This window comes from Nocardia sp. NPDC050717, assembly GCF_040654275.1.
GTDB lineage: Bacteria > Actinomycetota > Actinomycetes > Mycobacteriales > Mycobacteriaceae > Nocardia.
The window spans coordinates 89,206-112,740 of sequence record NZ_JBFAHR010000009.1 but is presented as its reverse complement, the minus strand read 5'-3'; the positions used below and the strand labels follow the sequence as shown (position 1 = coordinate 112,740).

The 23,535-nt window shown below is 71.1% G+C and carries 23 protein-coding genes; 12 read left to right on the top strand and 11 right to left on the bottom strand.

The genetic code is table 11. From position 1 onward, the window contains the following. Nucleotides 1-33 precede the first annotated feature (33 nt). The 3 genes from AB0H56_RS19305 to AB0H56_RS19295 are packed head-to-tail and all read left to right on the top strand — an operon-like array spanning nucleotide 34 to nucleotide 2,452. The gene (locus AB0H56_RS19305) at nucleotides 34-720 is read left to right on the top strand and encodes a TetR family transcriptional regulator (RefSeq protein WP_357164811.1); all 687 of its coding nucleotides are present in this window, start codon (nucleotides 34-36) and stop codon (nucleotides 718-720) included. A gap of 47 nt (nucleotides 721-767) precedes the next feature. Further along, nucleotides 768-1,748 carry a zinc-binding dehydrogenase gene (locus AB0H56_RS19300; protein WP_357164808.1) on the top strand — a complete coding sequence of 327 codons (981 nt, stop codon included), beginning with the start codon at nucleotides 768-770 and terminating at the stop codon, nucleotides 1,746-1,748. Nucleotides 1,749-1,783: 35 nt separating this feature from the next. Then, complete coding sequence (locus AB0H56_RS19295; RefSeq protein ID WP_357164805.1) at nucleotides 1,784-2,452, top strand: class I SAM-dependent methyltransferase; 669 nt, start codon at nucleotides 1,784-1,786, stop codon at nucleotides 2,450-2,452. A gap of 6 nt (nucleotides 2,453-2,458) precedes the next feature. Here the strand turns inward: AB0H56_RS19295 and AB0H56_RS19290 are convergent, their stop codons facing one another. The 6 genes from AB0H56_RS19290 to AB0H56_RS19265 all read right to left on the bottom strand — a co-directional run bounded on the left by AB0H56_RS19290 (nucleotide 2,459) and on the right by AB0H56_RS19265 (nucleotide 10,101). After that, nucleotides 2,459-3,850 (bottom strand): alpha/beta fold hydrolase, encoded by a 1,392-nt coding sequence (locus AB0H56_RS19290; RefSeq protein ID WP_357164802.1) that lies wholly within the window; start codon nucleotides 3,848-3,850, stop codon nucleotides 2,459-2,461. Further along, nucleotides 3,832-5,346: an NAD(P)/FAD-dependent oxidoreductase gene (locus tag AB0H56_RS19285; protein WP_357164799.1), complete on the bottom strand. Its 1,515-nt coding sequence runs from the start codon at nucleotides 5,344-5,346 to the stop codon at nucleotides 3,832-3,834. Before AB0H56_RS19285 ends, AB0H56_RS19290 begins: the two co-directional genes overlap by 19 nt. 28 nt (nucleotides 5,347-5,374) lie before the next feature. Further along, nucleotides 5,375-7,027, bottom strand: coding sequence for an AMP-binding protein (locus tag AB0H56_RS19280; RefSeq protein ID WP_357164796.1), 1,653 nt, complete (start codon nucleotides 7,025-7,027; stop codon nucleotides 5,375-5,377). After that, nucleotides 7,017-7,991, bottom strand: a complete 975-nt coding sequence (locus tag AB0H56_RS19275; protein WP_357164793.1) for an SDR family NAD(P)-dependent oxidoreductase — start codon at nucleotides 7,989-7,991, stop codon at nucleotides 7,017-7,019. The genes AB0H56_RS19280 and AB0H56_RS19275 overlap by 11 nt, the downstream gene beginning before the upstream one ends. Before the next feature lie 6 nt (nucleotides 7,992-7,997). After that, complete coding sequence (locus tag AB0H56_RS19270) at nucleotides 7,998-8,669, bottom strand: helix-turn-helix domain-containing protein (protein ID WP_357164790.1); 672 nt, start codon at nucleotides 8,667-8,669, stop codon at nucleotides 7,998-8,000. A 217-nt stretch (nucleotides 8,670-8,886) separates the two neighbouring features. After that, on the bottom strand, nucleotides 8,887-10,101 hold the full coding sequence (locus AB0H56_RS19265) for a DUF418 domain-containing protein (RefSeq protein ID WP_357164787.1): 1,215 nt from the start codon (nucleotides 10,099-10,101) through the stop codon (nucleotides 8,887-8,889). Between the two features lie 129 nt (nucleotides 10,102-10,230). Here AB0H56_RS19265 and AB0H56_RS19260 point away from each other — a divergent pair, with 129 nt between their 5' ends. From AB0H56_RS19260 to AB0H56_RS19250, 3 genes are all read left to right on the top strand, one after another. Beyond that, nucleotides 10,231-10,620 (top strand): hypothetical protein, encoded by a 390-nt coding sequence (locus tag AB0H56_RS19260; protein WP_357164784.1) that lies wholly within the window; start codon nucleotides 10,231-10,233, stop codon nucleotides 10,618-10,620. 69 nt (nucleotides 10,621-10,689) lie between these two features. Continuing rightward, nucleotides 10,690-11,676: a zinc-binding dehydrogenase gene (locus tag AB0H56_RS19255; protein WP_357164781.1), complete on the top strand. Its 987-nt coding sequence runs from the start codon at nucleotides 10,690-10,692 to the stop codon at nucleotides 11,674-11,676. Nucleotides 11,677-11,786: 110 nt separating this feature from the next. Then, entirely contained in the window at nucleotides 11,787-12,224 is a 438-nt protein-coding gene (locus AB0H56_RS19250) for a PaaI family thioesterase (RefSeq protein ID WP_357164778.1), read from the top strand. A 9-nt stretch (nucleotides 12,225-12,233) separates the two neighbouring features. On the opposite strand, the gene AB0H56_RS19245 is transcribed toward AB0H56_RS19250, so the two are convergent. Continuing rightward, on the bottom strand, nucleotides 12,234-13,169 hold the full coding sequence (locus AB0H56_RS19245) for a superoxide dismutase (RefSeq protein ID WP_357164775.1): 936 nt from the start codon (nucleotides 13,167-13,169) through the stop codon (nucleotides 12,234-12,236). Nucleotides 13,170-13,248: 79 nt separating this feature from the next. On the opposite strand from AB0H56_RS19245, the gene AB0H56_RS19240 reads away from it, so the two are divergent. Next, nucleotides 13,249-14,199, top strand: coding sequence for a LysR family transcriptional regulator (locus tag AB0H56_RS19240; protein ID WP_357164772.1), 951 nt, complete (start codon nucleotides 13,249-13,251; stop codon nucleotides 14,197-14,199). Here AB0H56_RS19240 and AB0H56_RS19235 read toward each other — a convergent pair. The 4 genes from AB0H56_RS19235 to AB0H56_RS19220 are packed head-to-tail and all read right to left on the bottom strand — an operon-like array spanning nucleotide 14,186 to nucleotide 19,205. After that, nucleotides 14,186-15,433 carry a cytochrome P450 gene (locus AB0H56_RS19235; protein WP_357164769.1) on the bottom strand — a complete coding sequence of 416 codons (1,248 nt, stop codon included), beginning with the start codon at nucleotides 15,431-15,433 and terminating at the stop codon, nucleotides 14,186-14,188. The two genes, AB0H56_RS19240 and AB0H56_RS19235, sit on opposite strands and share 14 nt — an antisense overlap. Before the next feature lie 24 nt (nucleotides 15,434-15,457). Continuing rightward, complete coding sequence (locus AB0H56_RS19230; RefSeq protein ID WP_357164766.1) at nucleotides 15,458-16,750, bottom strand: FAD-dependent monooxygenase; 1,293 nt, start codon at nucleotides 16,748-16,750, stop codon at nucleotides 15,458-15,460. Continuing rightward, nucleotides 16,747-17,970: a cytochrome P450 gene (locus AB0H56_RS19225; RefSeq protein WP_357164763.1), complete on the bottom strand. Its 1,224-nt coding sequence runs from the start codon at nucleotides 17,968-17,970 to the stop codon at nucleotides 16,747-16,749. The genes AB0H56_RS19230 and AB0H56_RS19225 overlap by 4 nt, the downstream gene beginning before the upstream one ends. After that, a complete protein-coding gene (locus tag AB0H56_RS19220; RefSeq protein ID WP_357164760.1) occupies nucleotides 17,967-19,205 on the bottom strand; it encodes a cytochrome P450 in 1,239 nt (412 codons plus the stop codon). Before AB0H56_RS19220 ends, AB0H56_RS19225 begins: the two co-directional genes overlap by 4 nt. 214 nt (nucleotides 19,206-19,419) lie before the next feature. Between AB0H56_RS19220 and AB0H56_RS19215 the strand changes: the two genes are divergently transcribed. The 5 genes from AB0H56_RS19215 to AB0H56_RS19195 are packed head-to-tail and all read left to right on the top strand — an operon-like array spanning nucleotide 19,420 to nucleotide 23,535. Further along, the gene (locus AB0H56_RS19215; RefSeq protein WP_357164757.1) at nucleotides 19,420-21,072 is read left to right on the top strand and encodes an AMP-binding protein; all 1,653 of its coding nucleotides are present in this window, start codon (nucleotides 19,420-19,422) and stop codon (nucleotides 21,070-21,072) included. 39 nt (nucleotides 21,073-21,111) lie between these two features. Next, the gene (locus AB0H56_RS19210; protein WP_067489055.1) at nucleotides 21,112-21,900 is read left to right on the top strand and encodes a ferritin-like domain-containing protein; all 789 of its coding nucleotides are present in this window, start codon (nucleotides 21,112-21,114) and stop codon (nucleotides 21,898-21,900) included. Beyond that, nucleotides 21,900-22,445, top strand: coding sequence for a PaaI family thioesterase (locus AB0H56_RS19205; protein ID WP_357164754.1), 546 nt, complete (start codon nucleotides 21,900-21,902; stop codon nucleotides 22,443-22,445). The genes AB0H56_RS19210 and AB0H56_RS19205 overlap by 1 nt, the downstream gene beginning before the upstream one ends. Continuing rightward, nucleotides 22,442-22,705, top strand: coding sequence for an acyl carrier protein (locus tag AB0H56_RS19200; RefSeq protein ID WP_357164751.1), 264 nt, complete (start codon nucleotides 22,442-22,444; stop codon nucleotides 22,703-22,705). Before AB0H56_RS19205 ends, AB0H56_RS19200 begins: the two co-directional genes overlap by 4 nt. After that, on the top strand, nucleotides 22,702-23,535 hold the full coding sequence (locus AB0H56_RS19195; protein ID WP_357164748.1) for a class I SAM-dependent methyltransferase: 834 nt from the start codon (nucleotides 22,702-22,704) through the stop codon (nucleotides 23,533-23,535). Before AB0H56_RS19200 ends, AB0H56_RS19195 begins: the two co-directional genes overlap by 4 nt.

The following is a 23,535-nucleotide window of genomic DNA, read 5'->3' as shown; positions in this document are numbered from 1 at the left end:
CATGACCGGGGGTAATGGAAAGTGAATCATGGGATGACTGATGCGAAGCTCACCCGCACCGCGATCGTCGACGTAGCGATCGCCCTCGCCGACGCCGACGGGCTCGACGCGGTCTCGATGCGGCGCATCGCCGAGCGGCTCGAGGTCGGCACCATGTCGCTGTATCGGCACGTGACCAACAAGGACGAGCTGATCGCCGCGATGACCGACGAGATCGCGGCTCGGCATCCCTATCCCGACCCGGCGGGGCGCGGTTGGACCTGGCGCGATCGCGTCCGCATCGCGGCGCAGATCGATTGGGAGCTCTACCAGCAGCATCCCTGGGTGCTGCTCACCTTCGCGGTGCCCCGCTACAGCTTCGGCCCGCAGGGGCTGAACAGCCTGGCCTGGCTGGTGGCGGGGCTGCGCGAGCTGGAGGTGTCGGTGCGCGAGGCCACCACCATGGCGTTCACGGTGTGGAACTACATCTCCGGCGCGAGCCTGCCCGTCGTCGGCGGCTCGCTGCTGGCCGAGAAGCGCACCGCCACCGACGACACGAACGGGCTGCGGGATCTACTGGAGGGCACTCCCTCGTTCCCGGTGCCACCCGCCCTGGCCGAGCTGAACGGTGCCGGGGTGAGCGAGCTGACCTCGGAGGACCTGCTGTTCCTCGGCCTGGACGCGCTGTGCGACGGATTCGCGGCCCGCGCCGACCGCGAGCAGCGACCGATGGCGGGCTGACCACGGCGCTTGACCTCAACCGTCATTCAGGTTGAACGATGGTGGCCATGCACGCGATCAGACTGCACGAATTCGGTCCCGCCACGAACCTGCGCTACGAGACCGTCCCCGATCCCGAACCCGCCGCCGGTCAGGTGCGCATCGCCGTCGCGGCGAGCGGTGTGCACCTGGTCGACACCGCGTTGCGCCGTGGCGAGCCGGGCCCGTTCCCGGTGCCCGCCCTGCCGACGGTGCCCGGACGTGAGATCGCCGGAGTCGTCGACCGGGTGGGTGATGGCGTCGATCCGGGCCTGCTCGGCCGCGCGGTGGTCACCCATCTCGGCACCGCCCCCGGCGGGTACGCCGAGCTGGCGGTGGCCGCCGCCGATCGCCTGCTGACCATCCCCGACGGCGTCTCCCCCGGCGCCGCCGTCGCCATGGTCGGCACCGGCCGCACCACCCTCGGCATCCTGCTGTTCACCGATCTCGACGCCGACAGTGTCGCGGTGGTGACCGCGGCGGCCGGTGGCATCGGCACCCTGCTCACGCAGTACGCCAGAGCGATGGGCGCCACCGTGATCGGGCTGGCGGGCGGGCCCGCGAAGGTCCGCCGGGTCGAGGCCAACGGCGCCGACATCGCCGTGGACTACACCGTCGCCGACTGGCCGGACCGGGTCCGCGCCCGCCTGGGCGGACGCACCGCGACCGATGTGTTCGACGGTGTCGGCGGCGCGAACGGCGCGGCCGCGGTCGATCTGCTCGGCCCGGGCGGCACCCACCTGATCTACGGCTGGTCCAGCGGCACCGAAACCGCCATGGACCCGACGACTCTCGCGTCCCGGCACCTCACCTCCCGCTCCGTACTCGGCCCGCCGATGATCGAACGCGCCGGCGGCGATCTCCTGCCTCTGTCCCAGCGCGCCCTCGACCTCACCGCCGAGGGCATCTTCACCCCCGCGCTCACGGAGTTCCCCCTCGCCGAGGCCGCCCGGGCCCACGAGGCGCTCGAATCCCGCGCCACCACAGGGAAAGTCGTCCTCATCCCCTGAGCCACGCGCACCGGGCCGTGGTGAAGACTGGTCGCATGACGGACGCACAGGAACCCGCAGATCGTCGCCTCGCAGCCGCAGCCCTGGCCGCGAACGACCCCACCGGGTGGTTCGAGCCCCTCTACGCCGAGGCCGCTGCGGGTTCCTCGCCCGTCCCCTGGGACCGCCCCGACCCGAATCCCCTGCTGGTGGACTGGTTCACCGGTCGTTCGACGCCGCGGGGAATCCGCGCCCTGGTCATCGGCTGCGGCTTCGGCACCGACGCCGAATTCGTCGCCGCCCAGGGCATCCGCACCACCGCCTTCGACATCTCCCCCACCGCGATCCACAGCGCCCGCGCCCGCCACCCCGAGTCGCCGGTCACCTACCGGGTCGCCGATCTGCTGCACCCGCCCGCGGCCTGGACGGCGGCCTTCGACCTGGTGATCGAATCCATCACCGTGCAATCCCTGCCACCGGCGGTGCGCGAGCCCGCCACCGCGGCCCTGCGCACCTTCCTGGCCCCCGGCGCGACCCTGCTCGTCATCGCCGACATCGCCGGCGCACCCCTGCCCGGCCCACCCTGGCCCCTCACCCCGGAAGACATCGACGCCATCGCCACCCCCGACCTCACCCCGGTCCGCGTCGAGCGCCTCCCCCGCCCCGACCTCCCCGGCCGCCACCGCTGGCGCGCCGAATTCCACCGGGCGGCCTCGACCGTCTGACGTCCGTCACGGCAGCGCCGCGCAGTTGCTCGGGGCGGGGACCTCGGCGAGGCGCTGGGTGAGCCAGTCGTGAGCGGCGACCGTCGCGGGCAGGAATTCCAGCAGGTGGCCGATCGCGGTACTCGGAAACAACGGGGGCAGCCAGACCGTCGGCTCGAACTGTACGGTGGCGCCCTGCCCGCACCAGTCGACAGCGAGCTGACGGACCTGCGGATAGGTCAGCACATCGTCGTTGGTACCGGCGGCGATCAGGACCGGCGCCACCGGCTTTCGCCTGCCGATGCGCTGATCGTCGACGATCGCCGCCAGTTCCGGTGTGCTGTCGATGATCTCGATCGGCTGCCGTCCGCCTGCGGTGTACCAGGTGACCGGTCGCAGCATGGTGCGCAGCACCGCTTCCGCGACGCAGGTCGTGGCCAGCTCGGCCATCATCTGCTTGCCCGCGGCATTGGTGACCTCGTCGACGACGGGCGCGAGCTCCGGGTTGTTCGCGACGATGCCGTTGAGCGTGTAACCGAGCAATCCGGGCGCGAAGCCACCGAGCACCCCGGGCACGAGCCCGTTGACGGCGGGCGCGCTCGCCAGTACCGCGCGCAGGTCCGCGGGCGGCGCCCCGGTATAGGTGCCGCGCAGGTCGAGTTCCGGGGCGTAGTCACCGTGCAGTTCGGCCGCGGCGGCCGCCGCGCCGCCGCCCTGGGAGTAACCGAAGATCGCACTGGGACGGGTGATTCCGGTCAGCGCCCGGGCGGCGCGGATCGAGTCGAGGACCGCGTGCGCTTCGGCCGCCCGGTTGACGTAGTCGTGCACCGCGGGTGTGCCGAGCCCGTGGTAGTCGGTCATCACCACCGCCATGCCGCGCGCGAGCAGCGCATAGGCGGTGACGATCTCGTAGCTGACCCACAGGTCGAGCGGGAAGCTGTAATGGACGAGTTCGGCGAATCCCTTCGACGGCGCGCACTGGTCGCCCTGCCCCTGGGTGCCCGGCGCCACCGCGACGAGCGGTCGCGGCCCCGGACCGGGCCAGGGCAGCGTGGGTTCGAGATACGTGCCGGTGACCGCGGCGGGACGCCCGTGCGTGTCGGCGCTGAGGTACATGATCCGCACGGCGTTCGCGGGCACCTGGCCCTGCGCGCCGGGCACCGACAGGGCGAGTGTGAACGGTTCGCTGCGCACGATCTGCCCGGGCGCCCCGGCCGGCAGCGGCGTCGGCGGTAGGTAGAAGTCGCCCCGCGATCCGGACCCCGAGGCCGACCCGGAACCCGGTGTCGCGGCGGCGGGCCCGGTGACGGCGATCAGCGCCACGGCGAGCATCGCCGCCGCGAGTGTCGCCCAGGGACTGCGTTTCCCGGCGAGGCCCCGGCCGGTGCGCCGCGCGGAGGTCATCGCGTCGAGCGACATTCGCGCTCCTTCGGGTCTGCGGCTCCGGCCGCGGTGGTCGTGATCAGGAAGTCGTTGTCGTCGGGTTCGGTGAGCAGGGCGGTCATCGTCGCGCGGTCGAAGGGCCACAGGTCGATGGTGTTCTGTTCGGTGAAGTACCAGGAGTTGCAGCCGGTGTTCCACACGGTCGGACCCATCGCCTCGGTGACCGCGTCGGTGAACCGGGTGGTGGCCTCCTCGGTGACCTCGACGGTGTCGAACTCGCCCGCGGCGAAGCGTCGCAGCCAGCGGGTGATGTAGCGGGCGGTCAGTTCGGCCGAGTACTGCAGGGAGATCGATCCGGTCGGGGAATTCGGCCCGAGCACGGTGAACAGATTCGGGAAGCCCGGAATGGCGGACATCCGGTAGGCGCGTGGGCCTTTCGCCCACGCCTGGTCGATGGTGAGCCCGTCGCGGCCGCGCAGGTTCATCGGCCGCATGTAGTTGTGCGGGTGGAAGCCGGTCGCGAAGACGATGACGTCGACCGCGTGTTCGCGCCCGTCGGCGGTGCGGATGCCGGCCGGGGTGATCTCGGTGATCGCGTCGGTCACCAGTCCGGCGTTGTCCGCCTGGATCGCCCGGTAGTAGCTGCCGGAGAGGACCTGCCGCTTGCACAGGGGCTGATAGCCGGGCGTCAGCGACTCGCGCAGAGCCTTGTCACGGACCTGCACGCGCAGCGACCACCTCGCCAGCTCCTGCACGGCGCGCCTGCGCCAGGTCGGACGCAGCGCGACATCGGCGAGGATCCCCGACGCCCACAGCGCCGCCGCGTAGACACGGTCGTGCAGGGCGGGCGAGGCCGCGAGCGCCTTGGCCACGAGGGCGGATCGGCGCAATCCCATCGGCGCCCACAGCACCCACTGCGGGGTGCGGGTGAACTGGAGCAGCCGCGCCGCCTCGGGTTGCAGCGCCGAGACCACCTGCACGCCCGTCGATCCGGACCCGATCACCGCGACACGCCTGCCCGCGGTGACGAGCGCGTCGTCCCAGCGGGCCGTGTGCACGACTGTGCCCTCGAAGCTGTCGAGGCCGGGCAGATCCGGGGTGAACGGATGGTGCAGGACCCCGGTCGCGGCGATGACGAAGTCCGCGCTCAACCGGGTGCCGTCCGCGACGGTCACCTGCCATCGATCGTCCTCGAACACCGCGTCGGTGACTTCGCTGTCCAGGCGAAGATGCGCGCGCAAGCCGAATTCGTCCACGACTTTCGCGTGATAGCGCTGGATCTCCGGGCCGGTGGCCCACACCCGGCTCCAGTCCGGCTTCGGCGCGAAGCCGAACTGATAGAGCTGGGACGGTACATCACAGGTCAGCCCGGGGTAGCGGTTCCAGAACCACACCCCGCCGACGTCGGATCCCTTCTCCAGGATCACGAAGTCCTCGAAGCCCGCTTTCTTGAAGGTGACGGCGGCCGCGATCCCGGCGACACCGGCGCCGATGATGATGATGGAGGGTTCGCGAGGTGGCGTCGTTGCCATGGGTTTCGCCTTTCGGGGTAGCGCGTTGTCAGGGTCCGGTCGGGGCGCGCAGGGCCGCCCGCAGGACTTTTCCGCCGGCGTTGCGCGGGATCTCGTCGAGCACGATGAATCGCTTGGGCACCTTGTAGCGCTCGAGTCCTTCGCGGACATGCTGTTTGAGCGACGCCTCGCCCGGGTCGGCCGCGCCGGGACCGAGCACGATGTAGGCGTCGAGGACCTGGCCGAATTCGGCGTCGGGCACGCCGATCACGACCGCGTCGCTGATGGCGGGGTGCGCGGCGAGCAGGTTCTCGACTTCACCGGGGAAGACGTTCTCCCCGCCGGAGACGATCATGTCGTCGGCGCGACCGTCGATGAACAGCAGGCCGCCGGCATCGATGTGGCCCATGTCGCCGGTCGAGACGTGGCCGTCGACGATCTCCTTGGCCGAGGTCCGCGCCGTGGGATCGGGAGTGTAGCCGGTGTATTCCAGGCCGCTGCGGACGAAGATCTCGCCGATCTCCCCCGGCGCGGCGTCGCTCCGGTCGGCCCGCAGGATACGGACCGACACTCCGAGGGCGGGGCGGCCGACCGTGTCGGAGGCGGCCACGAGATCGGCGGGTGTGGCGATCGTGACCAGTCCCGCTTCGGTCGAGCCGTACCCGTTGACCAGGATCGGGCCGAAGACCTCGATCAGCCGCGCGACCGTCGTCGGGGAGATCGGCGCGGCGCCGGTGACGATGATGCGCAATGCCGCACGCCCCGAACCGCTTTCGGCCAGTTCCGGCGCCGCGAGCAGGCGCTGCAGCATGACCGGCACCGCCATCACCGCCGTCACCCGGTGCCGGGCGATGTCGTCGAGCGCGGCGGCGGCGTCGAAGCGACGGCGGCAGATCGCGGTCGCGCCGAGCGCCAGCGGACCGAGCAGCGACAGCAGCCCGAATCCGTGGAACATCGGCGGCGCCACCAGGACCCGGTCGGTGGAGCGCAGTCGCAGAATGGACATCGCGGTCAGCGTGAGCGCCACGATCGCGGTGGGCTTCACCGCCCGCGGCACCCCTTTGGCCAGGCCGGTGGTCCCCGAGGTCAGCAGGGTCATCGCCACCGCCCGCCGCACGCGCGGCGGTGCCGGATGACGGCGACCCGCGAGCTCGTCCAGTGTCGGGAAGTCGCCGGGGCCGGTGCCGGGTTCGTGCCAGGCCAGTACCCGCAGGCCCGCGATGCCCGCCTCGGCCACCGCGGCGGTGTACTCGTCGTCGTAGACGAGGACGTCGGGGTTGTGCCTGGCGAGGATGGATCGCAGTTGCGCGGCCGGGAGTTCGGTGTTGATGAAGATCAACTCCGCGCCCAGTTGCGCCCCCGCCGACATCGCCTCGGCGAAGCCGCGGTGGTTGCGGCAGAGGATGCCGACCGACCTCGGTGGTGTCGGGGTGGCGGCATACAGTGCCGCGGCGATCGCCTCTGTCCGTCGCTGCAACTGCCGATAGGTCAGGTGCCCGGAGTCGTCGATGATCGCGATCTTGTCCGGGTGCCGAATCGCGGTGGCCGCCAGCAACATCGCCGGAGTCGGTCCGTACCGATGGAAGGCACGCGCCAACGCCGCTGCCTTGCGCGGGCCGACGGGGGCGAGCATCCCCGAAGCGAGGACCGCCGGAATCGCCGCGCCCCACTGGCGGGCGGTGTGCGTCAGGTCAGTGGGCACGGGTGTTCACCCGCGGTCGATCGTCCCGGTCGGCCGGTACCGGAGTGGGCGTGATCCGCGACAGCGAGGCCTGGGTGTCCCCCAGGTTTCGGTAGATCCGTTCCACGAGCACCTCGAGTGGCAGCCGGAACACGGTGGCCGACACCGCCGAGGGGAACCCGTAGAGCGGGGTCATCGTCCGCGGCTTCTTGACCACCGCCTTGGCCAGCACCTTCGCCGCGTCGTCCGGGGTCTGCCCGGGAAGCACGCGCATCCACCGGCTCGGGGCGCTCATTCTCGTGTGCAGCAGGCCGCCGTAGAAGGTCGTCAGCGTGACCCCGTCCGCGCGGGCTTCGGCGCCGACCGCGCGCATCCACCAGTCGAAGGCCAGTTTCGACGACAGGTAGAAGCCCCACTTCGGCGCGTTGGGGAACATGATCCCGACGGTGGAGACGTTCACGATGTGGCCGCTGCCGCGCGCCCGCATGCCGGGCAGCAGTGCCAGCGTCAGCCGCATCGGCCCGAGGTAGTTGGCGCCTGCGGTGGCGGTGAGGTCCTTGGGCCGGTCATAGGACAGGTGGATCGAACGCCGTAACGACTTGCCCGCGTTGTGGATCAGCACATCGACCTCGCCCAGGCCGTAGCGCACCGACGCCGCGAACTCCGCGACGGACTGCTCGTCGGTGAGATCGAGGCGATACGGGTACGCTTCGCCGCCGGCCGCGTTGATCTCCTCGGCCACCTCGAGCAGCCGCTCCATCGAACGGGCGGCGATGACCACCCGCGCACCGGCCGCGGCGAACCAGCGCGCGGTCGCCTCGCCGACGCCGAACGACGCCCCGGTGATCACGACGACCTTGCCCTCGACCGCGCGCCGCAGCGCCGCGCTGCTGCGCAGTCCGCGGGGGCCGACGAGCCAGGCGATTCCGCGCGCGAGCGGCGTCTCCACGATCCGCGCGGGACCGGTGGGCAGAACTTCGGACATCAGTGATCACTCCGTCGTCTTCGATGCGGTGGACAGGGAGCCGAGGAATGCCACGGCCTGGGGGTCGGACAGCGCGGCATCGATGGCCCGCTGCGTCAGTTCGATGTCCGGGTCGGTGCGCAGCGCGGCCAGGATGGTCCCGAACATGGTGCCCACGACGAGCTCTTTGACCTGCGCGCGACTGATCGCGCGGGTGCGCGCCCAGTGCAGCGCCAGGCCCTCGAGGTAGGACACGAAGCCGTCGATCGCCGCGCGCAAGACCGGCGAGGCGTCCGAGCCGGTCACCTCGACGACCAGGGCGTCGGTCAGCTGGACGCGGTAGCGGTCGCGGATCTGCCGTACCTCGGCGTCGGCGACATCGGCGTACAACGCCTCGAAGGCCCGCGGCTGATGCTCGGCCTCGTCGAGGAACCGGTCGATTCCGCGGGTCAACCGGTCGAGCGCTGGTCCGCGCATGGCGAGCAGGTCGCCCCAGAACTCCTCGGCCGCCTGTTCGAGAACCGCCAGGTAGAAGCCTCGCTTGCCGCCGAAGTGATAGCTGATCGATCCCGCGGCCACCCCGAGCGAGCGCGCCAGATCGACGATGGACACCTCTTCGTAGCGATCGCTGCTGAACGCCGCCTTCCCCGCCGTCAACAGCGCCGCACGCGAGGCCTCGCCTCGTCGATTGCCGACCACCACACCTCCCAGAGTTTGAATCGGATTCAGTAACGCTGAGAGTAGGGGTCGCCCACCCCCCGGTCAAGAACTTTCTGAATACGATTCAATAAGTCCGTCGACCTCCGCGCGCAGGACGTCAACGCAAGTACTGCACCAGGCGGAACTCGTGCTCCACGAGATCACGCATGACCATGACGACGTACCGGCATGACCGGATCGGGTAGGCGAAGACCCGCTATTCGCCCTGCGCGGCAACAGGTTCCGCGGGCCGCCGCCAGGCCGGGATCGTGCGATAGGTGGCGGCGCGCAGGACCCACTCGACGGGGCCGTAGGGGTGGCCGCGCAGCCACCAGGTACTGATGGCGAGCTGGGCGGCGAAGGTGAGCAGGGCGACGCCGATGACGGCCAGGGGCGGGAGGTCGTCGGCGAGGGCGAAACCGTAGCCGGTGTAGACGATCATGAGCACGACCGACTGGCCGATGTAGTTGGTGGCGGCCATCCGGCCCGCGGGGGCGAGCAGGGCGAGGAACCGGCCGGTGCGCGGCAGGTGCGTCAGGCGCAGGATCGCGGCGAGGTAGGCGAAGGTCATGGCGGGAGCGATCAGGTACTGCACGCCGTGCAGCAGCGGCGGGTCCCACCAGTGCATGAGCTGGCCGAAGGTCATGGCCGAGATCGGCACGCCGAGACCGAACCCGATCAGCATCGCGCGAGAAGACCAGCGGCGCAGCGTCTCCGGGTCCTCGAACAGCCTGCGGTTGCCCGCCGTCATCCCGAGCAGGAACATCGCCAGGCTCGGCAGGCCCTGGCTGAACCAGATCAGGAACAGCCAGATCGGGGCGATAGCGGTCTGGGCGGCGAAGGTGTCGGCGAAGCCACCGGTGTAGTCGGCCGACAGCTTCGGCAGGTCGAAGAACTCGCCGAGCCCGAGGATGCCGACGTCGCCGCCGGGCAGGAACGCCCACACCGACCACAGGGTGTACAGCACGATCGCGGTGACGATCGCGGTGCGCGCCTTCTTCTTCCGCAGCGCGATCAGCAGCAGGCACAGCACCGCGTACAGGGTGAGGATGTCGCCGATCCACAGGAACCAGACGTGCAGCAGCCCGATCCCGAACAGGGCGCCACACCGCCGCAGCAACCGCCGGGTGGGTGCGGCGCCCGCCCGCTCGGCGGCGGCGATCTGCAGCGTGAACGAGTACCCGAACAGGAAGGCGAACAGCAGATAGAAGCGACCGGTGAACAGCGCGTCGACGGCCGCGCGCACCACCTGGTCGAGGGTGCCGTCGAACACCGAGACCGGCTTGTCGCGGGTGCCGACCACCGACCAGAGCGTGGTCGCGACGATCGCGTTGGTGATCAGGATGCCGAACAGCGCGAACCCGCGCACGATGTCGATCTCGGCGATGCGGCGGCCCGAAGGTGGTGCGGACGAGCGTGTTCCGGCGGTCATTCACCGAGGGTAGGCGTGGCGTGCCGCTCGGCTCGTCCACCGCGAGAGCGAATTCTCCCCACGACCCAGGTCCCTCCCACATCCGTCTCGCGGCGTATTGACATCGGCGCCTGCGACTAGAATTCGCCCGTGCGCACTCCCCGCCCGCCGCGACCCGACCTGGTCGCCGCCGTCGAATCCCTGCACGCCGATCTCGCGCGCTGGCTGGGTTCGGCCGCGCCGGACGAGGTCTTCGACCGCTTCGCCGCCGCGCAGCATCCGGCGTTCACCATGGTCACCACCGCGGGCGCGGTGCTCGCGCGCGATGAACTGCTGACCGGTCTGCGCCGCGCGCGCAACGCCCGCCCCGGCCTCGCCATCGACATCACCGAGGTCGAGACCGTCGTCGACGACGCGACGATCGTGCTCCGGTTCCTCGAGACCCATCGCGTCGGCGCCACGGCCGACTCGCGCCGGGTCACCGCCGTGCTCGACCGCGACCTGCGCTGGCGCAGCGTGCACGAAACGCCGCTGCCCTGATCGAGGCCGCCGCGGTGCCACAATGGGAGCCGACTCGGGCGGGGACACGCGACCACCACGGAGGCCCAGATGCAGGCAGTCGTCATCGACGAGTTCGGCGAACCGAAGGATGTGCTCGGCACGCGGGAGGTGCCCGCGCCGGAGCCCGGGCCGGGTGAGGTGCGGATCGCGACCATCCTCTCCCCGATCCACAATCACGACCTGGCCATCATCCGCGGCGTCTACGGATACCGGCCGCCGCTGCCCGCCACCCCCGGCACCGAGGCGGTGGGTGTCGTCGACGCGGTCGGCGCGGGCGTCACCGGGCCCGAGGTCGGTCAGCGCGTGGCGGTCGCGGGGGCACGGGCGGCCTGGGCCGACTACTTCCTGGCCCGCGCCGACCAGGTCGTCCCGATGCCGCCGAGCGTGCCCGACGAGACGGCCTGCCAGCTGCTGGCGATGCCGTTGAGTTCGCTTATGCTCCTCGACGACCTGCGGGTGCGACCGGGCGAGTGGATCGCGGTGAACGCCGCGAACGGTGCGGTCGGCCGGCTGGTGAACCTGTTCGCGCAGCAGCGCGGCGTCCGGGTGCTGAGCCTGGTGCGCGGGCCCGACTCGGTGCGCGCTATCGAGCAACTCGGCTACGGGCCGGTGCTCGACACCGAGGTCGACGGCTGGACGGCGCGGGCGGCGGAGGTCACCAACGGCGAACCGATCGTGCGCGGTGTCGATCAGGTCAGCGGTCCGGCCGCCAACGCGTTGATGTCACTGCTGGCGCCCCGCGGCGAGCTGGTCTCCTTCGGCGCGCTGTCGGGTCAGCCGCTGATCATCGACACCGGCGCGGTTATCTTCAAACAGGCTGTGGTGAAAGGTTTCTGGGGCCAGCAGCGCGGCGCCGAGATTGATCGCGGCGACTACGTGCGGCTGATCACCGAACTGGTCGGCTGGGCCGCCGACGGCACCGTGCGCCTCGACGTGCAGGCCGAGTTCCCGCTCGACCGGGCCGCCGAGGCCGCCGTCGCCGCGGAGACGCCGGGCCGCAACGCCAAGGTGGTCCTGCGCGCCGGCGCCCGCTGACCGCGGCGATCGGCAGCGCCGATCATGCGATCGCGGCCCACGGTGTTCGCCGCCGTGGGCCGCGTCGCCTTGGTACGGTCCGCCCACCCCGAGCGAAGGAGCCGTCCGGCATGACGACACCGCCGAACCCCGACTACGCCCAGGTGGTTCCCGCCGCCGTGCTGTCGATGCCCGCCGCCGCCCACCTCGGTTTCCGCTTCGGCCGGATCGCGCCCGGCGAGGTGGAACTCGTCCAGCCGCACCGCCCCGAACTCACCCAGCACAACGGCTATCTGCAGGGCGGCGTGCTCGGTTCGCTGGCGGATTTCGCGGCAGGGTCGGCCGCGGGCACCCTGCTCCCGATCGGGTGGGTCAACATGACCATCGACTACACGGTGAAGCTCCTGGCTCCGGCCAAGGGCGCCGAGATCATCGCCAGGGGCCGGGTGATCAAGCCGGGCGCCACGCTGACCGTCGCGGCGGCCGAGCTGTTCTCCGTAGAGGACGGCACCGAAACCCTGTGCGCCACGGCGCTGGTCACGCTCCGCAATGTGAACACGGCGGGCTGACCGCCGGTCTCAGCGCCGGTCGACGGCCACCGCGGCGTACGGCGTCGACGGGGTGGGAGGGGTGTCGAAGCGGGCGTTCGGCAGATAGAGGCGGTCCCCGAAGGCCGCGACGGTGGCGGGGACGTCGAAGCGGGGGTCGGTGATCCGCCGCTCGACCTGTCCCCGCGTCCCGGCGCCGTCGAGCGTGAGGACCGCGACGGCGTTGCGCCGGTTCTGGACGGCGAACAGCGTATTGCCTTGCAGCAGCAGCCCGTCCACGTCGGGTAGCGAATCGCCGTGCAGGTCCACGCGCGTGGTGAGCCCCGTCGCCGGATCGACGCGGAACAGCTCACCGGTCACCGATTGCGCGATCAGCAGCGCGCTCCCGTCCGGCGTCCGCACGATCCCGTTGGCGTTGAAAGCCTCGGGGACATAGGTCATGTCACCGCTGAGCGGGATCCGGCGCACCTGCTCGGCCCGCGGCAGGGCGCCGTCCGGCCCGATCGGCAGGTGATAGAGGACCGCGGCAGTGGAGTCGGTGACCCACGCGCCCTCGGCGGTGAGCACGATGTCGTTGACGAAAGTGCCGGGGCCGGTGGCGAACCGGTAGGTGGCCAGCACCGCGCCGGTCCCGGTGTCGAGCACCCGGAGGTCCCCGCCGGTGCCGCCCGCCACGAAGAGCCTGCCACGATCGTCGAGCTGCAGGCCGAGCGCGGGTGTCCCCGGACCTCGGCTGAGCAGGTGCCCCTGCCCGGTGACGAGGTCGGCCCGATAGATCGACCCGTCGGCCATGGAACCGAAGTAGGCCACCGGCAGCGCCCCGATGGCGATCCCCTCGGCCTGGAACCCGTCGGGCAGCACGATCGTGGTGGGAAACAAGGGTCCCTGCGCGACCGCGTGGTCGACGGGGAGCAGGACGGCCGCGGCGACGGCGACCGATCCGAGAAGACGTACCGCACTGTTCATGTCCTCTATCGAAGACCGTCGGCATCCATGAATCCAACACATGTTTGTCACCACAACGATCGTGATACACGATGATCGGATGGAGTTGCAGCAGTTGCGCTATGTCCTGGCCGTCGCCGAGACGAACAGTTTCACCCGGGCGGCCGAGCGCTGCCTGGTTGTCCAGTCCGCGCTGAGTCACCAGATCGCCAAGCTGGAGCGCGAATTGGGGGCGCCGCTGTTCGAGCGGACCAGCCGCCGGGTGCGGCTCACCCCGGCTGGCGCGGCCTTTCTCCCGGCCGCGCGCCAGTGCCTCGCGGCCGCCGAGCGGGCGGGCGCGGAGGTCGCGGCCGCGATCGGCGAGGTGCGCGGCAGGCTCGCGGTCGGGCTGATCCCGACCGTCGCCGCGGTGGATCTGCCCGCCGCGCTGGGCGCGTTCCGGGCCCGCCACCCGGCGGTGCGGATCAGTCTGCGGGTCGGGGCGAGCGAGGACCTGGCCGAGCAGGTCGAACAGGGCGCCCTGGACGTGGCGTTCCTCGGCATGCCGACCACGGTGCGCCCGCGCGGGGTCGCGGTCCACGAACTCGCGCGCGATCGGCTCGTCGCGGTGGTCGCACCGGGGCATCGGCTCGCCTCCGCCGGCGAGGTCGACCTGCGGGCACTGGCCGAGGAGGTCTTCGTCGATCTCCCGGCGGGGACGGCGGGCCGCGTCCAGTCCGATCTCGCCTTCGCCGCGGCCGGGCTGACCCGCGACGTCGCCTTCGAGGTCACGACGGCGGACTACATCGCACGCCTGGTCGCCGCCGATCTGTGCGTGGCCATGCTGCCGAGAGCCCATGCGCCACAACTGGTCGGCGTGCGCACGATCGAGGTCACCGACGCGCCCACCCGGGTGGAGTACGCCGTCTGGAGCCGGACGGGCCGCAGTCCCGCCGCCACGGCATTGCTCGCCGCCCTCGACATCCCGACCGGCACCGACAGCCCGACCGGCACCGACGGCCCCGCCGATGTCGGCGGGGCCGTGGGCAGCGCGTCACTCAGGCCGGCGTGACCGCCACCGGCAGCGACTCCAGGCCGCGGATGACGACATTCGGCTTGAACGGCGGGTTCTCGCTGCGCAGTTCCAGCGAGCCGACCTTGCGCAGCAGCACGTCGAGCAGGATCTCCATCTCCAGCAGCGCCAGCGGGGCGCCGAGGCAGTAGTGGATGCCGAGGCTGAAGCCCAGGTGCTTCTTGGCCGGGTTCTTCGGGTCGGAGTAGCGGGTCACGTCCACCCGCTCCGGATCGGGGAACGCGGCCGGATCGTGATTGCTCGAATTGATCAGCACCACCACCCCTTCGCCCTGCTCGAACCGGTGCCCGGCCACCGTGATCGGCCGGGTCGCGGCGCGCGTGGTGATCTGTACCGACGGGTCGAGGCGCAACAGTTCGTCCGGGGTGTGGGCGAGCATCTCGGGACGGTCGCGCAGCACCTGGATCTGCTCGGGGTTGCGCAGCAGGCGCAGCATGCCGGTGCCGATGAGATTGGCGGTGGTCTCGTGCCCGGCGACGAAGGTGGTGATGCAGGTGGCGAGCAGTTCCTGCTCGGTGAGCACGTCGCCGCGGTCCTCGACCTGCGACAGCGCGCTGAGCAGATCGTCGCGCGGGCTCACGCGGCGTTCGTTGAGCAGTTCGCGGAAGTAGCCCATGAATCCGCGCGAGGCCGCGCTGCGCGCCCGCAGGCATTCCTCGGGCAGCGTGTAGTCGTGGTCGAAGCCGCGGGCCAGGTCCTGCGACCAGCGGTGCACCTGGTCGTAGGCCTCCTTGGGCACGCCGATCAGCTCGCAGGCGATGATCAGCGGCAGCGGGTAGGCGATCAGCTCGACGAGGTCGAATTCGCCCGCGGCCATGGCGTCGTCGACGAGCTGCTCGCACAGCTGCTCGATCCGTGGGCGCAGCCGGGTCACCATGCGCGGGGTGAATCCCTTGGTGACGAGGTTGCGCAGGCGGGTGTGGTCCGGCGGCTCCATCCACAGGAACGAGGTGGGCAATTCCTCGGGGGCGTTCTCCGGCGACACCGTCGGGTGCATCATCGCCGCTTCCTCGGCGTGACTCCAGGCGGTGGTGGACAGCACCGCCGCGCAGTCCTCGTAGCGGGTGAGCACGTGGTGGCCGAGCGGGGTCTGGTGGATCGGGCCCGCTTCGCGCAGCACGCGGGCGGGGCTGTAGGGGTCGGCGCGTCCGTCGGGCCCGAACAGCTGGACCAGTGCGGTCTGGACGGCGTCGGTATCGATCGTGGAGGTCATGGGTGGGTCTCCTCGCGAGGGTGGTCAGGACAGGAGGATGCGGCGCAGCGTGCCCGGCGCGGTGAGCGCGGCGGGCGGATCGACCAGGTGGGCGACCCGCAGGAAGGTCCTCGCCACGCGCGGATCGTGGTGGGCGACGCGCTGCACCCTGGTCACGAAGACATCGGTGAGCCGGGTGCGCAGGGTGCGCCTGCCCGCCACGCCGGGATGGCGCAGATCCGAGCCGGCGGCCAGCTGCCAGGCCACCGCCACCGCGTCGGCGGCGGCCGCGTAGAAGCGAGCGGGGAGGTCGTCGGCGTCGAGGCTCTCGCGCAGGGCCGCGGCCTGCAGCGCGGCCACGGTCATGCCCTGGGCGTAGAGCGGGTTGAACGCGCACTGGGCGTCGCCGAGCACGACGAGCCCGGCGGGCGGGGAACTCTGGCGATCGAAGCGCCTGCGTACGGCGGTGCGGAAGCGGTACGGGACCGGCTCGCCGAGGGCGTCGGAGCCGACGACGATGGTGTGGATGTCGGGCGCCGACAGCGACGCGGCGTAGTCGAGGAAGCCCTGGTCGTCGGTCGGCGGGTGGTCGCCGAGCATCCCGGCGAGGGTGACGTGCCAGCGGTCGCCCTCCACCCGCACCGCCCCGCCGCCCCGCCCGTCGGCGCCGGTCGACACGATCACCGACGCCTGTCCTCCGAGCTGGCCGGGCCGGTGCCGGAAGAACCGCGACGCGTAGCCCAGATCCACGTCGAGACGTTCCTCCTCGGGCACCGCCGCGCCGATCTCGGTGAGCCACTGGATGATCCGCGAGCCGCGGCCGCCCGCGTCGACGATCAGGTCGGCGGCCAGGGTCTGCTCGCCCGCCGGGCCGCTCACCCGGACGGCGCGCACCCGCTCGGCGTCACCGACCAGGCCCTGCGCCGTCGTCCTGGTCAGCAGTTCGATGCCGCGCAGCCGCAGGGTGCGCCGGCGCAGCACGGTTTCGAGCAGCGACCGGGTGGCGATCAGCGAGGTGAGGCCGGTCGCGCCCGCCGCCAGCCGGGAGCCGCCGACGTACCAGCGGGTGCCGACGAGCACCTCGGCCACGGTCGCACCGTCCGAGACGGCTTCCTCGGTGAAGCCCGGATACAGCTCCTCCATGATCCGGCGGCCCCGGTCGAGCAGGCCGTGCAGGTGCCAGGCCTGCGGAACTCCGCGGCGCACAGTCTCTTTCGCGTCCAGCTCGTCGCGTTCCACCAGGGTGACCCGATCGAACCGCTCGGCGAGCACCCGCGCCGCCAGCAGCCCGGCGAACCCGGCGCCGATGACGAGCGCGTGCTGGCGCGAGGCGGTCACAGGGTCACCGGGAGGTGCCGGATGCCGCGATGGATCAGGCTGGGCCGGTATTCGATCGGCTGCTCGGCCAGTGCCAGCTCGGGCGCGCGATCGAGCAGCGTGCGGATCGCGGTCTCGGCCTCGATCCGGGCCAGCGGCGCGCCGACGCAGTAGTGGATGCCGAGACTGAACCCGAGATGCTTGCGCGGCGGGCGGTTTCCGGTGAAGCGGGTGATGTCGAAGGTGTCGGGATCGTGGTACACCCGCTCGTCGCGATTGGCCGAGCCGGTGAGCACGACGACGCCGTCGCCGCGCCGGAAGCTGTGCTCACCGACCTGTGTGTCGGCCAGCGCCACCCGGATCGTGAACTGGGTGGGCGCGTCATAGCGCAGCATCTCGTCGATGGCGGGCCCGATCAGTTCCGGACGCGCGCGCAGCAGCGCGAGCTGCCCGGGATGGCGCAGCAGGGCGAGCATGCCGTTGCCGATGAGGTTGATCGAGGTCTCCATGCCCGCCACGAGCAGCAGCAGCGACATCCCGATCACCTCGGGCTCGGTGAGGAAGTCACCGTCCACGCTGGCCGCGACGAGTTCGCTGAGCAGGTCGGTGCCGCGCCGCTGCTTCTTCTCGGCGATGAGCCCGGCGAAGTGGCCCATGCAGGCGATGGCCGCGTCGGTGCGGGCGCTGATGTCGTCGGGCCCGAGCAGCGAGTCGGGGTCGCTGCCGCGCGCGATGGCCAGCTGCCAGGCGCGGAAGCTGGGACCGTCGGCGGCGTCGGCGCCGAGCAGCCGCACCGCGACCATGGCGACGGCCAGCGGGACCGCCAGATCCTCGAGCACGTCGAGTTCGCCGCGCTCGAGCGCCGCGTCGACCAGGCCGTCCACCACGGTGCCCGCCACCGGCGCCAGCTCGCCGATCATCTTGGGGGTGAACGCCTTGGCCACCAGCTTGCGGTAGCGCCCGTGCTCGGGCGGGTCCATCCGGACGAACGAGCCGGGGATGGCGGCGCTGGTGTCGCGGAAGGGGCTGATGCCCGCCGCGTAACCGTGGCCCCAATCGGCGCCGGTGAGGACCGCCGCGCACTCCTCGTAGCGGGTCACCAGCCGCACCGGCACCTCATCGAGCGAGTACGGGAACAGCGGGGTGGCGGTGCGCACGCGGGCATAGGCGGGATACGGGTCGGCGCGGTGCTCGGGCGCGAAGGCGTCGAAGGTGAGGTCGGCGGGGACAGCGGTACTCATCGGCCCTCCAGGCTGATTCGCAGTTCGGACATGCCGCGCACGACCACGTTCGGGCGATACGGCGGTTCGGCGAGCAGGTGCATCCGCTCGACCCTGGTGGCGACGGCGCGCAGCACCGCCTGCATCTCGAGGCGGGCCAGCGGCGCGCCGAGGCAGTAGTGCAGACCGAGACCGAACGACAGGTGCCGTTCGGGTCGCCGGCCCGGCAGGTAGCGGCCGATGTCGAAGCGGTCGGCCTCGGGGAAGGCCTCCGGATCGCGGGCCGCAGAGCCGATCAGCACGATCACCGCGTCGCCCGGAACGAAAGTCCTTCCGGCGAGGTCGATCTCGTGCCGGGCGGTGCGGGTGGTCAGGTGCACGGGCGGGTCGTAGCGCAACACCTCGTCGACGGCGGGACCACACAGCGCGGGGTCCTCGCGCAGCCGCTGGAACTGGTCGGGATGCCGGATCAGCGCCAGCAACCCGTTGCCGATGAGATTGACCGTGGTCTCGTGCCCGGCCACGACGAGGATGAGCAGGGTGCCGATCAGTTCGGTGCGGGTGAGCCGGACCCCGGCCTCCTCGGCGTGGACCAGCGCCGTGATCAGGTCGTCGCGCGGGTCGGCGCGCCGCTGGGCGACCAGGTCGCCGAAGAACTCGTCGAACGCGTGCACGGCCGTGGTGCGCGCGGCCAGTTCGGCCGGGCTCAGCAGGGTGTCGGGGTCGAGGCCGCGCGCGATGTGCGCGGAGATCTCGCGCACGTGGGCGTGCGCTTCGGCGGGGACGCCGAGCAGTTCGCAGATCAGCGTCAACGGCACCGGGTAGGCCAGCGCCTCGAGCGCGTTCGTCTCGCCGTCGGCCAGCATGGCGGTGAGCAGTCCGTCGACGAGCCGGTCGGCCCGCTCGTGCAGTCCGGCGACGGTGCGGGCGGTGAACGCCTTGCCCACCAGACCGCGCAGACGGGTGTGGTCCGGCGGCTCCATCCACAGGAACGAGCCGGGCAGTTCCACATCGCTGTCGCCGTGCAGCAGCTCCGGTTCCTCGGCGTGGCTCCAGCGCGGATCACTCAGGATGGCCTGGGCCTGCGCGTGCCGCGGTACCAGGTGGGTCTCGCGCGGCCCCGGCACGAACGGCCCGGCGGCGCGCAGGGTCTCGTAACTGGGGTACGGGTCGTGGCGGCAGTGCGGCGCGACGCTCTCCAGCACCGCGATCTGCACCGGGGTCGGGTCCTCGACCGCGACATGATCGGAAGTCACCGGCAGCTCCTAGGGGCGATTTCGGTGCGGGGATTTCGCCGCTCATCGTCGTCGCGCGGGGGCCGCGAATTCGCCCAGTATCGCCTGCTCCGATCGGGCGATAGTCGAATATCTTTATCAGGCAGTGCAATTGGCCGATCGACGGTGATTATCGGCGCGCGTATTTCGTTATTCGTTCAACGCGATGTCATATGCCGCTGTTGTCGTTTCCGGCATGAATTCCTCGCGTTCGAGCGACACGCTCACCACGCTGCTGGCCCGGGTCGCCGCCGAGCGGCCGGACGTGCCTGCGACGTTCTGGTCGGTCTCGGAGCAGCTGGACAACGCCGAGATGCTGGCACGCGCCCGGACGACGGCGACCGCGCTGGTGCGGCGCGGGATCGGCCGTGGCGAACCCGTCGGCGTGCTCAGCCCCAACGCGCCGGAGTTCCTGACCTCGCTGTTCGGCATCGCCGCCGCGGGCGGCGCCGCCACTCCCCTGCCGCTGCCCGCGGGCGCCGGGGCGACAGCCGCCTACCCGGCCAAGCTGGCGGCGATCACCGCGGCGGCCGGCATGCGGACGATCCTCGTCTCGCCCCGCTTCGCCTCGATGATCCCGCTGCTCGGGGACATCGGCGTCGAATTCGTCGACACCGGCGCACTCGTCGACGAGGTCACCGCCGACGTGGACATCCTGCCCACCCCCGGCCCCGACGATCTGGCCATCGTGCAATTCACCTCCGGCAGCACCGCGCTGCCCAAGGGTGTGCGCCTCACCCACGCGAACGTGGTGAGCGGACTGGCCGCCATCCGCACCGGCATCGATCTCGGACTCGACGATCAGGGCGGATTCTGGTTGCCGCTGTTCCACGACATGGGACTGTTCGGCACCCTGTCGGCGGTGCTGCGCGGCATCCCGTCGCACGTGTGGTCGCCGCTCGCGTTCGTGAAGGATCCGGCGCGCTGGCTCGGCGAGTTCGCCGCGACGAAGACCACCATCACCGCGATGCCGAACTTCGGCTACGAGGCGCTACTCGCCGCGATCCCGCCGGAGCGGGTCGCCGACTACGACCTGAGTCACTGGCGGATCGCGTTCAACGGCGCCGAACCGATCGCCGAATCGGTGGTCAGCGCGTTCTGCGAACGGTTCGCGCCCGCCGGTTTCGCAGCCTCGACGATGTTCGGCGTGTACGGCATGGCCGAGGCCACCCTCGCGGTCGCGTTCCCGCCGCTGCTGCGCGAGCCGGTGTTCGAGTGGGTCGACCGTGCCCTGCTCTCGGACGCCGCCGTGGCCGACGAGGTGCCGCGCGACGCCGCGGGCGCGCGGGCGGTGGCCTCGGTCGGCGGACCCGTCGAAGGGATCGCGGTGCGGATCGTGCACACCGACACCGGCGCCGACCTGCCCGACGGGCGGGTCGGCGAGATCCTGATCCACGGCGCGCCGGTCACAGACGGCTATCTCACCGCCGACCCGGAGTCCGTGGCCGACCGATTCGTCGACGGGTGGTTGCGCACCGGCGATCTCGGCTACCGGCGCGGCGCCGAACTGTTCGTCACCGGCCGCTGCAAGGACATGATCACCGTGCGCGGCGTGAACTACTACGCCCAGGACGTCGAGGCGGCCGTCCGTGACCTCGACGGCATCCACAAGGGCCGCTGCACCGCCGCCGTCGATCCCGACGCCGACGACGTGATCGCCCTGATCGCCGAGACCGAACGCACCGGCGCCGCGGCCGACGCGCTCGCCGAGGCCATCCGCGCGGCCGTCGCCGCCCACCTCGGGCTGGGTGCGGTCGAGGTGCACCTGGTCGCGCCGCGCAGCATCCCCCGCACCAGCAGCGGCAAGCTCCAACGCCTCGCCGCCCGCGATCTGATCGGCCGGCGATGACGCCGCGCCCGGCTCCCCTTCGATCGAACGGAGTGCCTCGTGCACAGCTTTGACGTGTTCCGCCACTACGAACGCCTGCACTGGAAACTGAGCGATCTGGACCTGCCCGCCGTCGACCCGACGCTGGTCCGCCCCGAATACATCACCCTGGCCAAGAGCGCCGCGATGGGCGAGTCCAATGTGATCGCCGCGGTGCACGGATTCCTCAACGAATTCGTCGACGACTACGACTTCTCCACCTTCGCGGTGGTGTGGGGTTACCAGGAGGTGCAGCACCACTACGCGTTCCGCTCCTGGCTCGGCGCGATCGGCGAGGACGTGGAGGACCGCGCCGTGGACGCCATGCGCGAACCGTACGCGCCGGGCAGTACGCCCTCGGCGACGCTGGCCACCAACATCATCTCCGAGCTCACCGTCAACCACGTGTACCGCGCGGTGTCGAGCTGGGTGGCCGAACCGGTGCTGAAGGAGTTGTTGCTCAACGCCAGTCGCGACGAGGCCGGGCACGCGCGCGAGTTCATCCACTACACCAACGAGCGGCTGAAGAAGCGCCCGGAGGAACTGCCCTCGGTGCTCGAGACCCTCTATGTCTACAGCTCCGAGGCCAAGATCAAGCATCCGGTGAGCACCTTCAAGGCGGGCATCGCCGAACTCGGCGACCACGAGACCATCGACACCGGCTTCGAGCTGTTCCTCGAGCAGGTCGCCGCCGAGGGCGAACTCGAGGTGCTGCACGACAAGGTGCGCCGCACCTTCGCCTCGATCACCGGGCTCGACCTGTCCAGCAACGCGAAGGTGCGTCGCGCGCTGGCCGACGCCATCGCCTGATGACGGCCGCCGAGCAGACCGCGGCCGTCACGGTGCCGTGGTCGGTGATCCCCGACTACCACTGCTTCGGCTGCTCCCCGCACAACGCCGCCGGGCTGCGCCTGAGCTTCACGCCGCGCTCCGACGGCGCCCTGGTGGCGGCGTTCCGGCTGGGCCGGGCCTTCGAGTCCTATCCCGGTGTCGTGCACGGCGGCCTGATCGGCGTGGTGTGCGACGAGGTGATGGGCAATCTCATCGTGCTCGCGCGCAACGTGCCCGCCTTCACCGTCTCCCAGCGCACCCGCTTCCTCACCCCGCTGCTGATCGACCGCGAATACCGCTGTGTGGCAACGCTGCCCGCCGAGCGCGGTGCGGGTCCGATCGCCGCGCACGCGGAGATCCTCGATGCCGACGGCGCGGTGTGCGCGACGTCGACGGCCACCTACCAGCCCTTCGAGCTGCACGCGGTCCGCGACCAGCTCACCCTCGACGACGACGAAGTCGCCCTGCTCGACCACGCCCTGTCCACGGCGAACACCTTCTCCCCGAACGGAGCCCGGCCATGACCACCACTTCCGCCGACACCATCCTGCGCACGGTCACCGAGATCGCGGTCACCGAGACCGGCCTGCCCGCCGCCGACCTGACCCCCGACGCCGACCTGCGCGCCATGGCCGGTGTCGATTCGGTGCGGGTGCTGCGGATGATCGCCCGCATCGAGCGCACCTTCGACATCGAACTCGAGGACGAAGACGTCTTCGGCATGTCCACCCTGGCCGAGGTCACCGCCGTGGTGGAGCGCTCCGTGCGCGGAGCGTCCGCATGACGGTCGTCGCCGATACCAATCAGCACTACGATCTCGATCCCGACATCTTCGGCGAGTTCCTCGATCCGCTGCGCAAATACAGTGCGGCACTGTACGAATCCGCCGACGACACCCTGGAGACGGCGCAGCGCAACAAGCTGCGCTTCGTCGCCGAGCGGCTCGGGCTGCGCGGCGGGGAACACCTGCTCGACGTCGGCTGCGGCTGGGGTTCGCTGATCCTGTACATGGCGAGCGAACTGGGTTGCCACACACTGGGTGTCAGCCCGGCGCCCCGCCAGCACGACTACATCGCCGCGCAGGCCGCCGCACGCGGGGTGAGCGAGCTGGTGCGGACCCGCGTCGGGCATTTCGAGCGGCTCGAGCTGCCGGCGCGCGGTTTCGACGCCGTCACCCTGCTCGGCTCGATCGTGCACATGCCCGATCCCGACGAGGTGTTCCGCCGCGCCAAGGCGGTGCTGCGCCGCGGCGGCACCCTCTACGTGTCGGAGAGCTGCTTCCGCAACGCGGCCACCCGCACCGCGTTCGACGATCGTGACGGCACCGGATTCGTCCGCGAGGACATCTTCGGTTTCGGCGAGCTGCGCCCGCTCTCGGAGCTGGTCGCGTCCGCCGAGAACGCCGGCTTCTCGGTGCTCTCGGTCGACGACCTCACCGAGAACTACCGGCGCACGATCGAGGACTGGATCGCCAATGTCGACGCCGCCGCCGACCGCATCGACGCGCACGGCGCCGGCCTGGCGGCCAAGCTGCGCCACTATCTCGAGATCGCCAACGCGGGCTGGGGTTACACCACCAAGCACTACGCGCTGGTCTGCCGGAATGCCAGGTAG